Genomic DNA, 13,160 nt, shown 5'->3' with positions numbered 1-13,160 from the left:
CCGTTCGCAACCAGTCATCCGCGGGCAGCATCTCAGGTGACACGCGGGGCTGTCAGTTGCATCGGTGAGACGACGGGGGGCGCTGTGCGTATGACGGGCATGGGGAGATCGGCTGCCGCTGCGGCGGCACTCGCGGCCCTGGCCGCCGTGTGCGGCTGCACCGTGCAGGGCACGGACGGCAAGGGGCACTCCCCCGTGCACATCCAGCTGCCGAGCAGCAAGGCCCCCTCCGGCGCGTCCGGCTCCGGCTCCGACGGCAAACCGAGCGCGTCCCCTTCGACCACCAGGCCGGCCGTGCTGCTGTCCCGCGGCGACTCCGGGAACGACGTGCGCGAACTCCAGGCCCGGCTGCGTCAGGTCGCCTGGCTCTACGACGGTCCGACCGGGACGTACGACGACCTGACCGAGGAGGCCGTGAAGGGCTTCCAGGGCAAGCGCGGGCTGCCGAGGACCGGACAGACGGACACCGTGACCTGGCAGCGGCTGCTGAGGATGACGCACGAGCCGGGGAAGTGGGAGCTGTATCTGATGGGCGGTCAGCCCGCAGGTCCTGCCGATCCGCGGTGTCTGACCGGCCGGGTGCTGTGCATCGACAAGACGAGCCGCACCCTGCGCTGGATGATCGACGGGCGGACCGTGTCGACGATGTCGGTCCGCTTCGGCGCGACGGGCACGCCCACCCGCGAGGGCGTTTTCCACGTGTACTGGAAGTCCCGCCACCACTGGTCGACGCTCTACGACTCGTCCATGCCGTACGCGATGTTCTTCAGCGGCGGGCAGGCCGTGCACTACTCGTACGACTTCGCGGCCCGCGGTTACGCCGGCGCCTCGCACGGTTGTGTGAACGTCCGGGACGAGTCGGCGATCGCGGATCTGTACGCGCAGGTGAACGACGGCGACAAGGTCGTCGTGTACCGCTGAGTCCCGGAGCCGGGAGAGAAGTGAGTGGGGCGCGGGCGGAACCGGGGGAACGTGTCCCGCCCGCGCCGATGCACGAGCCGTGGGTACGGGGGGAACCCCGGCTCTGTGCGACGGCCGATGACCAGTCGGCTCACTCAGTACTGCGCGGGTGGGGCCGAAAACGTTACTGGCGGGCCAAAGAAAATTTTGCGAGCCACAAAACCGCAGGTCAGAGCGCACTGTACGTCGGCTTCGGGGACGGAGCCGGTGTCGTCACCAGCTGCCTCGGGAGGAAGGGCGGGAGGGGGGACGGTGTGACGACGGGGCCGGGCGCTATGTGGTGGCCGTCGCCGTCACCACCCTGATCCCCCTGGTCGCCGCCCTTGCCGTTCTGGTTGCCCCGTCCGTCCTTGCCCTTGCCCTTGCCGTCCTTGTCGTCGGCGCCGTCGGTGCCGGCCAGGACGTTCTTGCAGTACTTCCAGACACGGGCCGCGCCGGAGCCGCCCGCCGCGCCCTCCAGGGCCCGCCTGCGGTCGGCGGTGAGTTCCCTGCCGTCGCGCACGTCGCGGCAGGCCGAGGGGGCGCCCAGCCACCAGCCGCCGCCGGTGGCCCGCCCGTCCTCGGAGCCGGAGCCGGGCTTGGCCGAGGAGCCGCCGGCCGGGCCGTGCGGAGCCGTCGGGCGTGTGGACGGGGAGCTGGAGGCGTCGGGGGTGGTGTCGCCCAGGGCGCTGTTCTGCGAGGGCGACACCAGCGGGCGGTCGGGGCTCGCGCCAACCGACACGGAGGCGACGGGGCCCGGCTCGTCGTGGCCGAACGGCCCCGGGAGCACTCCGGACGTCGCCGCGAACGCAACACCGCCGACCATGGCGGCGGCCAGTACGGCCGTCAGCCCGAAGCGCGCGGGCCGGCCCCAGCGGGAGCGCCGGGGGGCCGGGGCAAAGCCACCGATGCGGACGAGCCCGGCGTCGGAGGTCCGGGTGCGGGAACGGTGCCGGCCGGCGGCGGCCTGCTCGGCGAGCGCGCCGGAGCGGGCCGCGCGGAAGGCGGCCAGCGCGGCGGCCTCGCCGGGTAGTTCGGAGCTGCTCAGCGGGGCCTCGACGATCAGCCCGTCGAGGGTCTTCGCGAGCCGTTCGGCCTGGTCGCGGGAGGCGGCGTCGACCGTGTCGAGTGACTTTCGGCGCAGCAGGAGCTCCGCTGTTTCGCGGTCCAGCCACCGGTCGGGGGCCGGGCCCCCGGCGGAGCCGCCGGCGGACTCCGAATCCCCCGGAAAGGCACAGCGCTCGTCGGCCATCACATGTCCTTCTGCGTCCGCGCAACGCTTTGCGTCACACTCGCGGACGTCACCGCGCGGCCGCGCGGTTCCCTCTGGAGCGGCAGCCCGTCCAGGCCGACGCTCGATTCCGGATCCTCGCCGAGCAGTTCCGCGAGCCGCTTCAGACCGCGGTGCGCCGCCGTGCGTACGGCACCCGGGCGCTTGCCGAGCGTCTCGGCGGCGGTCTTGGCGTCGAGGCCCACGACCACGCGCAACACGACGGCCTCGGCCTGGTCCTGCGGCAGCCGGGCGATCAGCGAGAGGGTGTGGTCGGTGGCCAGGGACTCCATGGCCTCGCCGGCGGTGTCGGACTCGGCGGCCCTGCCGGTCAGTTCCGTTTCGTCGCCGCCGATCGCCGGGCGGCGGCCGCGCATCCGTATGTGGTCCAGCGCGCGGTTGCGGGCTATGCGGGCGGCCCAGCCGCGGAAACGGTCCGCGTCGCCGCTGAACCGGTCCAGATCACGGGCGATCTGCAGCCAGGCCTCGGAGGTGACGTCCTCGGCGTCCGGATCGCCGACGAGCGTGCGGACGTACCCGAGCAGCCGCGGATGCACCGCTCGGTACACAGTCCGGAACGCGGTCTCGTTCCCGTCCTGTGCCGCAAGCACCGCGGCGGTCAGCTCCGCGTCGTCCCCCAGCACCCGATGGTTCCTCGTTCGATGGTCGCGGCGTCGAGGCCGCCGATCGTTGCGATGGTCTGCGATGGTCGTTCGTCTTCCGCGCCCGGCGCGAAAGGCACGTTACGACCTGAAACCGCCGCTCGTCCATGTCCGTACCCCATGCAACCACCTCATGGAGGGGCGCGCTGTACCCGGGGTGTGACAGATACCGCACTCTCGGCGCTGTAGAGAGTACGGGCCGCCGCGCGGCCCGACCGCGCGACGGCCGGGGCCTCTCCTGTGGGGGGTGGCGGCCCCGGCCGTTGCTTCGGTTTCCCGCTCCCGACGGCGGACGTCCGGGGCGCGAGGGCCGTGCCGGGGCATGCCGAGTCGGCTGTTCCCGCCGCTCGCACCTTCAGCCGGTGGTCAGTTGCCGGTCCTGCCGCTCGCCTTGCCGGCGCTCTTGTCCGGCTTCCCGGACTTGCCGGAGTCATCGGCCTTGCCCTTGTTGCCGGCCTTCGCGGTGTTCTCGGCCTTGGCGGTCCCGTCGCCCTTGCCCGGCTTGGGGGCCGCCGTCGACTGCCCCAGCTGCTCGGCGCAGTAGGCAGGGACGTTCGCCTCGCCGCCCGCGGCCGCGATCAGCCGCTGCCAGGCCGTCGAGTCCAGCGCCTTGCCGTTGCCGTCGGCCTTCTTCTCGTACGCCCGGCAGTGCGCCTCGGTGTCCTTCGCCGTGTCCGGGCGGTCCGGCGTGGCGGCGGCACCGGGCGTGCCGGAGGCCGTCGCGGAGGGCGCGGCGGGCGCGTGCCGCCGCTGCCGGGCCGCCTGCCCGTCGTCGTGCGAGGAGCCGCCCACCGAGCCGATCGCCGCGAACGCGACACCGCCCATGGTCAGGCCGGCCAGGGCCAGCGTCAGGGTGGCCCGCAGGGAGCGGCGGGCCCGGCCGTGCTCACGCGGGCGCCAGTCGTCGCGGCGCCGGGTCCGCGCGCGGAGCGCCCCGGCGTCGCGGGCGGCCCGGAACGCGGCGACGGCCCGCTGCTCGGCCTCGGCGTCGAGGGCGCCGGAGCACATCGCGTCGGCGAGCAGACCCTCCAGTACGGGTCCGGCAGGCCAGTCCTCGGTGCCCGACAGGGTCCCGCCGGGGTGTACGCGCCGACGGCCGCCGGAGGCACTGCCGTCGCTCTGCCGTTCACCCATGTCCGTATCCATCCGTGTCCGACAGCCGGCCCTCGCGGCCGTCCCTGCCGTCGTAGACGTTCATCGCGCCATTGATGTTCATTCCGTCGTTGACGTTCGTTTCGCCGTCGACGTTCATTTCGACTCCCCCAGCGTCCGGGGATCCTCATTCGTCACACCTGGGGCGCCCAGCCGGGCCGCGAGGCGCTTGAGACCGCGGTGCGCGGCCGTGCGCACGGCGCCGGGGCGCTTGCCGAGGACGCGGGCCGCCGCGGGGCCGTCGAGACCGACGACGATGCGCAGCAACACGGCCTCGGCCTGGTCGCGGGGCAGGCTGCGGACCAGTTCCAGCGCGCGCTCGGTGGAGAGCGCCTCCAGCGCCTGGTCGTAGGTGTTGTGGGTACCGGGCAGCTCCAGCACGTCCTGTTCCAGCGCCGCGGACCGGGGCCGTACCTTCTGCCGGCGCAGATGGTCCAGGGCGCGGTGCCGGGCGATGGTCGCGGTCCAGCCGCGGAAGCCCGCCCCGTCGCCCTTGAAGCGCCTGAGGTCCCGGGCGATCTCCAGCCAGGCATCGGACGCCACGTCCTCGGCGTCGTCACCGACGATCCCGCGGAGATAGCCGAGCAGTCCGGGCTGCACGATCCGGTACGCGACCGCGAAGGCGGCCTCGTCGCCCTCCTGGGCCCGCGCGACGGCCGCGCCCAGCTCCCCGTCGTACGGCTGCACGGGGCGGGGTTCGCGTCCCTGGCGCAACAACTGTCCTCGTTCGTACGAGTGCGAAGGGGACTCTGCCGAGCCCGCGCCGCGCGTCACCTCGGTCCGTGCGCACGCCTTCACGACCCTCTGCGTCAGGCGTCACGGAAGTGTCACAGCACATCGGATGTCGCAGGTGTGCAGCCTGAGTGACGTTTGGCCAGGGCCGAGCGCTGTGTGTAAGTGCCACGTGTCTGTGACAGGTGTGGCAGTCATGGTCTTTCTTCTAGGGGTGGGGTAAGTGAGTCCTCGCGGTACGCGCGCGTACAGACCGCTGAGCATGAAGAGACGGGCGTGGATCACGCTCGGCGCGGTGGTACTGGGCGGCGGGGGTGTGGCGACGTACGCGGTCGCCGGGCCGTCCTCCGGGCACGGCCAGGCCAAGCGGCCGGTGAAGGTCTACGCACTGGCACTGAAGAGCGCGACGAGCGGCAAGCGGGAGCTGCCGCGCACGCAGACCCAGCGGTTCTCGATGCTCGGCGTCTCCTGGAAGGACGCCGGCAAGCGGCTGCACGGCACGGCACAGGTACGCACCCACAGCATCGAGACCGGCGAGTGGACCGCCTGGAAGGATCTCGAGGCGAACGTCGACCCGCTCGAGGACCCGGAGGCGGGCGCCGGCGCGCGCGGTGCCTCCGAGCCGCTGTGGGTCGGCCCCTCCGACGGCGTCCAGGTCCAGGTCGTGCACAAGGACGGCTCCACCAGCTCCGCCCTGCCCAAGGGGCTGGAGGTCAACCTGGTCGACCCGGGGGTGGCGACCGCCGCCGAGCAGAAGGCCGAGCCGGCCGCGTACGTGGCGGATGTGACGCCCACGGACTCCGCCTCCCCGACGGACTCCGCGTCGCCGACCGACTCCGTGTCGCCCACCGACTCGGCGTCGCCGACGGACTCCGCCTCCCCGAGCGACTCCGCGTCCCCCTCGACGAGCGCGTCCCCTTCGTCGAGCGCCTCCGCGAGCCCCACGGCCACCACGCCCAGCGCGCCGCCGTCGACCGTGCCCGAGCCGCCGATCGTCTCGCGCGCCGACTGGGGCGCGGACGAGTCGCTCAGCCCCGACCCCTCGGAGTACAACGCCGATGTGAAGGCCGTCTTCGTGCACCACACGGACGGCACGAACGACTACTCGTGCGCCGACTCGGCGGCGATCGTCCGGGGCATCTACGCGTACCACACGCAGACCAACGGCTGGAACGACATCGGCTACAACTTCCTGGTCGACAAGTGCGGCACGATCTTCGAGGGCCGCAAGGGCGGCGTCGACCTCCCGGTGCTCGGCGCGCACACCTACGGCTGGAACCGCGAGTCGGCCGGTATCGCGGTGCTCGGTGAGTACACCTCCACCGGCGCCACCGACGCGACCCTGGAGTCGGTCGCGCGTATCGCGGCCTGGAAGCTCGGCCAGTACAACGCCGATCCGGCAACGACCGTGCAGCTCAAGGCGGGCGCGACCCAGACGAACTACTTCGGGACCGGCTTCACCGCGGGCAACTCGTACACCTTCAACCGGATCTCCGGCCACCGGGACGGCTACAACACCCAGTGCCCGGGCAGCTCCCTCTACGCCCAGCTGCCGACGATCCGCGCCTGGGCGTCCGGCCCGGTGCAGGGGCTGAAGCTGGCCTCGCTGTCCGGTGCGGGCCTGTCCGGCTCGACGTACTACACCAAGGGCGCCGTCACGGCGAAGTGGTCGACGACCACGCCGGGTTCGCTGATCTCCAGGTTCGAGCTGCTGGTGGACGGCAAGGTCGCCGCCACCGCCTCCGGCACGTCGACCTCGGTGGGCACGACCCTCGCCCTGGGCACCCACACCGTCGCCGTGCGGGCCGTGCACCAGTCCGGCAAGACCACGACGACCGCCGCGCTGAACGTCGTCGCCGAGACGACCGCGCCGACCTTCACCACCGCGCCGAAGCTCTCCCTGCGCACCGGCACGGTCAACACCAGCTCCGTGCCGGTCACCCTCGGCTGGCAGGCGACCGACAACGCCGCCCTGAAGTCGGTGAGCCTGCTGACCCCGACGACGGCCGCCTTCGGACCGACCACCACCAGCTCCAGCCGCACCGCCGCGTCCGGCACCGCGAGCACCTGGTCGATGACGGCGTACGACTACGCGGGCAACACCCGTACCTCGTCCGCGTCCTTCACGCCGGTGATCCTCCAGGAGACCTCGGCCACCAAGTCCGGCAGCTGGACGGCCCGTTCCTCCACCAGCTATCTCGGCGGGAAGTCGTACTCCAGCGGTTCGAAGGGCGCGAGCCTGACCTGGACCTTCACCGGCCGCTCGGCCTCCTGGGTGGTCAGCCGTGCCTCCACCTCCGGTCAGGCGTACGTCTATGTCGACGGGGTGAAGGTCAGCACCGTCGACCTGAAGTCGTCGACCACCCTGTACCGCCAGGCGATCTGGACGAAGACCTGGTCGGCCGGCGCCAAGCACACGGTGAAGATCGTGGTGGTCGGCACCAGCGGCCGCCCGACGGTCACGACGGACGGCCTGGTCTACATCAGGTAGAGCCATCAAGTAGCCGTCGCCACAGGGCAGTTCACATCGCCGTGTCCACCGGTTCGGGCGTCCGCTCCTGCGCAGTTTGCGGGGTGGGCGCCCGGTCCGCGTTCACGACCAGGCCCGCGATGGTCGCGGCCAGCAGCAGCGAGCCCATCGCCCACCAGGTGGCGACGTTGAAGCCGTGCACGGTCGCCTCCGCCTGCAGCGAGCGCGGGTCGACGCCCGGCCCCGCATGCGCCGTCAGATACCGCGCCGTCACCGTCGCGGCGATGGTGTTCAGCAGCGCCGTACCGATCGAACCACCCACCTGCTGGGCGGTGTTGAAGGTGGCGGAGGCCGCTCCCGAGTCACGCGGAGCGACGCTGCCGGTGGCCAGCGAGACGGACGTCATCATCGCCGTACCCATGCCGAGCCCGAGCATCAGCATGCCGGGCAGGATGTGCGAGGCGTAGGCCGGCTCGGTCCCCACCTGGGCGATGATCGCGAGCGCGCCCGCCGCCACCAGCAGCCCCGGCACCATCAGCAGCCGCGGCGGCACCTTGCCCAGCCCCCGGGCCGCGATCTGGGTCGAACCGATGATCATCCCGGCGGTGATGGGCAGATAGGCGACACCTGTCTTGACCGGCGAATATCCGAGAACGCCCTGCATGTAGTACGTCAGGAACAGGAACACGCCGAACATGCCGACGGTCACGAGCAGCGTGGTGAGGAAGGCGCCGACGCGCTGACGGTCCTTCACCACGGACATCGGCAGCAACGGCACCCGCGCCCGCGTCTGCCACAGCCCGAACGCCGCGAGGAGCACGACCCCGCCGACGAGCAGCGCCAGCACCAGTCCGTCGTGCCAACTCCTCGACTCCGCCTCGGAGAAGCCGTAGACGAGGGAGAGCATTCCGGCCGAGCCGAGCAGCGCGCCCGGCACGTCGAGGCGGGCGTCGGGGTGGCGTTCGCCGGGTGCGAGCAGGGTCAGCGCGCCGAAGAAGGCGACCAGGGCGATGGGGATGTTGACGTACAGGCACCAGCGCCAGTTCAGGTACTGGGTGAGGAAACCGCCCGCGAGCAGGCCGACCGCGGCACCCGCGCCGATGATCGCGCCGAAGATGCCGAAGGCCTTCCCGCGGTCCTTGGGGTCGGTGAACGTCGTCGCGAGCAGCGACAGCGCGGACGGCGCGAGCAGCGCGGCGAACACGCCCTGCAGGGCCCGCGCCCCGAACAGCATCCCGGAGTTGACGGCGGCTCCGCCCAGCGCGGAGGCGGCGGCGAAGCCGAGCAGTCCGATCACGAAGGTGTTCCTGCGGCCGACCAGGTCGGCGACCCGGCCGCCGAGCAGCAGCAGCCCGCCGAAGGCCAGGGTGTACGCGGTGATGACCCACTGCCGGTTGCCGTCCGACATGTGCAGCGCGGTCTGGGCGGAGGGCAGGGCGATGTTCACGATGGTCATGTCGAGGACGACCATCAACTGGGCGAGCGCAATGACGACCAGCGCCCACCAACGGCGGTTCTCGGCCATGGAGGCCTCCCGAGTCGTACCGTCCCGAGGTCGCCTCCATGCTCCCTCCGCACACCACCGTTTGGGAACGCAAGCGTCTCTTATTACGGCGATTTTGCCGCCGCGGTCACCTTCGGACGCCGTCGGTCGCATCCCGGCACAGCAGCCGCAGCGAACCGTCCCCGGTCCAGCAGCGCCGGGCCTCGTCGAAGGGGTCCCAGATCCGACCGTCCGGGGTGCGTATCCAGTGGTCGCCGCCGGTCGCCCACCACTCGGCGCCCGCCTGACGGACGATCACCTCACCGGCGTACGCGCCGAAACCGCGCAACACGCTCTCCACCGCGGCGTACGGCGCCCCTTCCTGCCGTATCCCCTCGATCATCCGGTCGACGCGCCACAGGCTCTGCGCCGAGTAGTCGAGGCGCAGCCGGGCGCCCTCACGCATGGCCGCGACCGCGTCCGCCGCCCACCGCACGGGCTTCGTCGCCGCGCTCGGCCTGGTCTCGTGGAAGGTAGTCACATAGACAGAAGCGGGGTCGGCGGGCCATCCGTCACGCGATTTCCGGGGAGTTCCCGATACCGGCGCAGTACCGCCCCACCGCCGCCGCAGGACGGTCACAGGACTCCCTCAGGTGCGCGTTCTGCCCGGGAGTGACGCTTCGCCCCTTCCGTGCGCTCCTCTGACTGATGAGCCTGTACTTCCATCTGCGCGCGGTGCCGCCCTCGGCCCTGCGCAACAGCGCGACCTGGCTGCAACGGCTGTTCGAGGACGACTGGGACACCGTGCGCCGACGGATCGACCGCCACCGGGAGGAGATGCTGGACCACCACTACGTCGACCACGACACCCTCTACGCGGGCGCACCCCCGCGCCGCACCGGGGAGGGCCCCCGGGCCCACGTGGTCCTCGGCGGCCGCCCGGTCCCCCACCACGCCCCCGAAGCCCCACCTTTTCTCCTGCTGACCTCGGCCCAGGCGGCCCGGGTGGCGGCCTTCCTCACCTCGACCGACATCGAGACCCTGTGGCACGAGTCCCGCGACCAACTCCTCCCGCGCTACGGCGGCCCCGCCGCCGAACAGGAAACCCACACCCTCGTCACCGCCACCCACCGCGACCTGACGGCCTTCTACGCCCAGACAGCCGAGTACGGCGACGCAGTGGTGAAGTGCCTGCTGCGCTGATTTTCCCGGCTTGGGGCGGTTTTTCGTTCAGCGGCGCGGGAGACGGCCTCTCCCCGAGGGGCACCGGCAGCGGCTTCAGGCGCGCGGGGCTGTACGGATACGCGGCTCCGCCGCGCGGGCGCGACCAGCCACAACGCACCCGCACCCGCACCCGCACCCGCACCCGCACAACAACTCCCCCGCCCTACCCCCGCCGCGCCCGACGAGACACCACGGCCTGCAGAACCCGCCGCCCCTCGATCGACACCTCCAGCGCACGGCGCAGCCCACCCGCCCCATGCCCGGCAAGCAACTCGAGTACGGCGACCTGTCGCCGCAACTCCGCGGCGACGAGCGGCGACATCCCCTCCGTCCGCCCCTCCCGTCGGGTGTCGACCGAGGACGCCTCGTCCCCCAGTGGATCCAGCAACCGGTGTATCTGCAGCGCAGCGACCGAGCACGCATCGGCCCACACCCGCACCTGCGTCCCCGACCGCTCGACCGGCGCGGCCTCCAGCATCCGGCGGGCCAGCAGCGCCGCGTCGCCCTCGCCCGGCTTCTCGGCACCGCCGAGCTTCCCGCGGGCATGCTCCAGCCGCTCGCCCCAGTCCCCGACGTCACCGGAGTCCGCGAGGCTGGCCCACAGCGGCCGCAGGATCTCGTCGTCACCGCCCAGCAGCGGCACACACCGATCCAAACAAGCCAACCCGCTGGCGGCCAGTCCGCGGTCGTCGGCCTGAGCGATCAGTTCCACCAGGCTCATCCACGCCTCCTTCTGCGGGTCCCGTACCGGGCCCAGCAGGGCTCTTCCCTTACGGAGCCCACACTTCCCCTTACTGCGTGCGACGGCCCGGGAGTGTCACAGCGGCACCACACCCAGCCGGTCGAGCAACTGGAAAAAGAGGTTTTCGGCCAACGGATCGGCGTCGGCGGTCAGAATGTCCAGCAACGGCCCGGTGTCCACGTCGTGCCCCGCCTCGGCGGCCCAGGCGACCGCCCGGTCGGCCGCGTCCCGCGGCTCCAGGAAGTAGTCCTCGATCGTGAGCCCCTCGCTCGCGGCGCCGAGGTACCCGGCCATCGCGGCCCGCGCGAGACACGTCGTCCACGCCCCACTCTCGGGCGCCGCCGCCTCGACCACGACGCAGGCGCTGTCCATGACGTAACCGAAGAGCGCGGGCGCCCCGGTCTCGGCGGCGAGGACGTTCATGTTCCCGACCTCGCCGTCCCCGCTCGGGTACTCCCAGACCTGCCAGCCACCGGCCGCCGACGACCGCTGCAGCATGCCCTCCGCCCCGGCGAGCGCGTCGAGTTCCGCGAGCGGCCGCTCGCTGCGGCCCACGACGAAGTACCCCCAGTAGCCCATCCCGGCCCCCCACGGCTGTGTCACCTTCGGCTCGCGCCGAATACACCACAGTCGTACGACAGTTCGCAGCTGTATGGGCCAGAAGACCCCGCCGGCCGGGCGCGCTCAGCCCAGCCGGCCGGCCAGCGCCTTGAACTGTGTCCACGACAGCCCCGGCGGCCCCGGATCCCACAGCTTCTGCACCGTCGCCCGCAGCGGCATCCGGATCCCGGCCGCGACCTGGTCCTGCGTCTGGGAGTTCGACAGGTCGCACCACACGGCGAAAGACCCGCCGAGAATCTGCCCGTCGTACCGCGCCGGGATCGCCTGCGTGCCCCGCACGACGCGCGGCGTCCACTGCTCGTAGATCCGCTGCCCGGTCGGGTAGACGAAATTGTTGGGCTGCCCGAGGACGTAGTACAGGAACTCGTCGTTGTAGTTGATCAGCTTCCGTCCGGCGCTCAGATACTCCACCGGCTGCCGCGCGCCGATCTCCTTGCCCGTCCAGTACGCGACCTGCAGATCCTTCGCGGGCTGCACGGACGTCCCGCGGAAGAACCCGTCGTTCCACACCCGCATGGTCCGGTTGTGGGCCCGGATCGTGTCGGCACGGTCGTTGAGCCATCCGGTGGTCAGATCGGAGACGGTGCCGGTGGGCCCGTACTTGTTCACCGCGGCGGCGGCCAGCTGCGGATAGGAGGCGGCCGGGTTGGACGCCATCAGCGCCAGGTACTCGTCACCGCCGAGATGCCACTGGCTGCCGGGAAAGAGGCCGGCGTACTCGTTGAGCAGATCGTCGACGATCTTGGCGGCGGCCGGCTTGGAGATGTCGACGGCCCCCTTCGCCGCCACGCCCCGCGCATTGCGCAGCTGCAGATCGGGGTGAGCGGCGATGACGGCTCCCAGATGCCCGGGCGAGTCGATCTCGGGCACCACGGTGATGTGCCGGCTGGCGGCGAGATCGACGATCCGCCTCACCTCGGCCTTCGTCAGATGGGGCTGCGAGACGATCTCGGGGTGCGTGTCGGACTGGATCCGGAACCCCTGGTCGTCGGAGAAGTGCAGCCCCAGCTGGTTGAACTTCAGGTCCCCGAGTTCCCGCACCCGGTCCTCGATCCAGCCCGCGGTGAAGTGCTTGCGCGCGATGTCCAGCATGAACCCGCGCACCGCCTTGGCGGGCTGGTCGTTCACGACCCCCTCGGGCGCCGTGCCCCCGCCGTGCACCTCCTGCTTGAGCGTCCGCGTGCCGTAGAACACGCCGGCGTCCGTCGGTCCGCTGATGTTCACCCGGCCACCGCGCACGGTCATCGCATACGATTCCGGGTTCGCCCCCTCGCCGTCGCCCAGCGCCAGCCGTACGTCCCCGGCCCGCACGTCGCTCTTCTCACCCGCGTACGTCAGCCCCAGCTCACCGGCGATCAGACGCCCCTCGTCGGCCAGGTCGGCATCGTTCACGACGACCCGTTCCCCCCGCACCGGACGCCAGCCGGGCCCGCGCGCCGCGGTGTGGGAGCGCACGGCGGGGATGGTCTGAGGAGCCTTCGACAGGGCGTACGAACGGGTCGGGCGCGGCGCCGCACTCCCGCCGTCCGAGGTGCCGGGCGCCGCCGCGGATCTGCCGGCGGACGGCGACTGCTGCTGCGCGGACCCGGCAGGCCCGCTGTCGTCGCCGGAGACCCAGAACCCCAGGCCGATCCCGAGCGCGACGGTCCCGGCGAACGCACCCGCGATGATCATGCGCCGCTGCTTCACGTTCTGCGCCGGAGACCGGCGCCTGTGCTGGCTCACAGCGTCAACCTAAAGCCCACAGACAACACGATGCGTCCACCACACATTCCGAAACTCTCTCTTGCGAGTGAAATTCGGGCATCCGTCGGACACCTCGGGTCCGATCTCGATAACGTAAGACCACATCTCTCACGCTCTCA

Annotated in this window: 13 protein-coding genes; 3 read left to right on the top strand and 10 right to left on the bottom strand. The window is 71.7% G+C overall.

The window, feature by feature from the left end:
• The first annotated feature begins 99 nt into the window (after positions 1–99).
• Positions 100–921: a L,D-transpeptidase family protein gene (locus ACFY1U_RS07660; RefSeq protein WP_390693189.1), complete on the top strand. Its 822-nt coding sequence runs from the start codon at positions 100–102 to the stop codon at positions 919–921.
• Between the two features lie 208 nt (positions 922–1,129).
• Here the strand turns inward: ACFY1U_RS07660 and ACFY1U_RS07655 are convergent, their stop codons facing one another.
• The 5 genes from ACFY1U_RS07655 to ACFY1U_RS07635 all read right to left on the bottom strand — a co-directional run bounded on the left by ACFY1U_RS07655 (position 1,130) and on the right by ACFY1U_RS07635 (position 4,737).
• The gene (locus ACFY1U_RS07655; RefSeq protein ID WP_390693188.1) at positions 1,130–2,191 is read right to left on the bottom strand and encodes a hypothetical protein; all 1,062 of its coding nucleotides are present in this window, start codon (positions 2,189–2,191) and stop codon (positions 1,130–1,132) included.
• Positions 2,191–2,853 carry an RNA polymerase sigma factor gene (locus ACFY1U_RS07650; protein WP_390693187.1) on the bottom strand — a complete coding sequence of 221 codons (663 nt, stop codon included), beginning with the start codon at positions 2,851–2,853 and terminating at the stop codon, positions 2,191–2,193. Before ACFY1U_RS07650 ends, ACFY1U_RS07655 begins: the two co-directional genes overlap by 1 nt.
• Before the next feature lie 384 nt (positions 2,854–3,237).
• Positions 3,238–4,005 (bottom strand): hypothetical protein, encoded by a 768-nt coding sequence (locus tag ACFY1U_RS07645; RefSeq protein ID WP_390693186.1) that lies wholly within the window; start codon positions 4,003–4,005, stop codon positions 3,238–3,240.
• Positions 3,998–4,123, bottom strand: a complete 126-nt coding sequence (locus ACFY1U_RS07640) for a hypothetical protein (RefSeq protein WP_390693185.1) — start codon at positions 4,121–4,123, stop codon at positions 3,998–4,000. The genes ACFY1U_RS07645 and ACFY1U_RS07640 overlap by 8 nt, the downstream gene beginning before the upstream one ends.
• Positions 4,120–4,737, bottom strand: a complete 618-nt coding sequence (locus ACFY1U_RS07635) for an RNA polymerase sigma factor (protein WP_344404500.1) — start codon at positions 4,735–4,737, stop codon at positions 4,120–4,122. The genes ACFY1U_RS07640 and ACFY1U_RS07635 overlap by 4 nt, the downstream gene beginning before the upstream one ends.
• 280 nt (positions 4,738–5,017) lie before the next feature.
• On the opposite strand from ACFY1U_RS07635, the gene ACFY1U_RS07630 reads away from it, so the two are divergent.
• Positions 5,018–7,246, top strand: coding sequence for an N-acetylmuramoyl-L-alanine amidase (locus ACFY1U_RS07630; RefSeq protein WP_390693184.1), 2,229 nt, complete (start codon positions 5,018–5,020; stop codon positions 7,244–7,246).
• Positions 7,247–7,277: 31 nt separating this feature from the next.
• Here the strand turns inward: ACFY1U_RS07630 and ACFY1U_RS07625 are convergent, their stop codons facing one another.
• Positions 7,278–8,750 carry an MFS transporter gene (locus tag ACFY1U_RS07625; RefSeq protein ID WP_390693183.1) on the bottom strand — a complete coding sequence of 491 codons (1,473 nt, stop codon included), beginning with the start codon at positions 8,748–8,750 and terminating at the stop codon, positions 7,278–7,280.
• Positions 8,751–8,856: 106 nt separating this feature from the next.
• Positions 8,857–9,249: a hypothetical protein gene (locus tag ACFY1U_RS07620; RefSeq protein WP_390693182.1), complete on the bottom strand. Its 393-nt coding sequence runs from the start codon at positions 9,247–9,249 to the stop codon at positions 8,857–8,859.
• A gap of 167 nt (positions 9,250–9,416) precedes the next feature.
• Between ACFY1U_RS07620 and ACFY1U_RS07615 the strand changes: the two genes are divergently transcribed.
• Positions 9,417–9,911 (top strand): DUF1877 family protein, encoded by a 495-nt coding sequence (locus ACFY1U_RS07615; RefSeq protein WP_390693181.1) that lies wholly within the window; start codon positions 9,417–9,419, stop codon positions 9,909–9,911.
• A gap of 184 nt (positions 9,912–10,095) precedes the next feature.
• Here the strand turns inward: ACFY1U_RS07615 and ACFY1U_RS07610 are convergent, their stop codons facing one another.
• The 3 genes from ACFY1U_RS07610 to ACFY1U_RS07600 all read right to left on the bottom strand — a co-directional run bounded on the left by ACFY1U_RS07610 (position 10,096) and on the right by ACFY1U_RS07600 (position 12,969).
• Positions 10,096–10,653 (bottom strand): hypothetical protein, encoded by a 558-nt coding sequence (locus ACFY1U_RS07610; protein WP_390693180.1) that lies wholly within the window; start codon positions 10,651–10,653, stop codon positions 10,096–10,098.
• Positions 10,654–10,749: 96 nt separating this feature from the next.
• Positions 10,750–11,253 (bottom strand): hypothetical protein, encoded by a 504-nt coding sequence (locus ACFY1U_RS07605; protein WP_390693667.1) that lies wholly within the window; start codon positions 11,251–11,253, stop codon positions 10,750–10,752.
• Between the two features lie 105 nt (positions 11,254–11,358).
• Positions 11,359–12,969: a glycoside hydrolase family 20 protein gene (locus ACFY1U_RS07600; protein ID WP_390693665.1), complete on the bottom strand. Its 1,611-nt coding sequence runs from the start codon at positions 12,967–12,969 to the stop codon at positions 11,359–11,361.
• Between the last annotated feature and the right edge of the window lie 191 nt (positions 12,970–13,160).

Source organism: Streptomyces sp. NPDC001351, from assembly GCF_042896045.1.
Classification (GTDB): Bacteria; Actinomycetota; Actinomycetes; order Streptomycetales; family Streptomycetaceae; genus Streptomyces.
The sequence above is the reverse complement of the archived record's forward strand: the minus strand, read 5'-3'. Positions and strand labels throughout refer to the sequence as shown.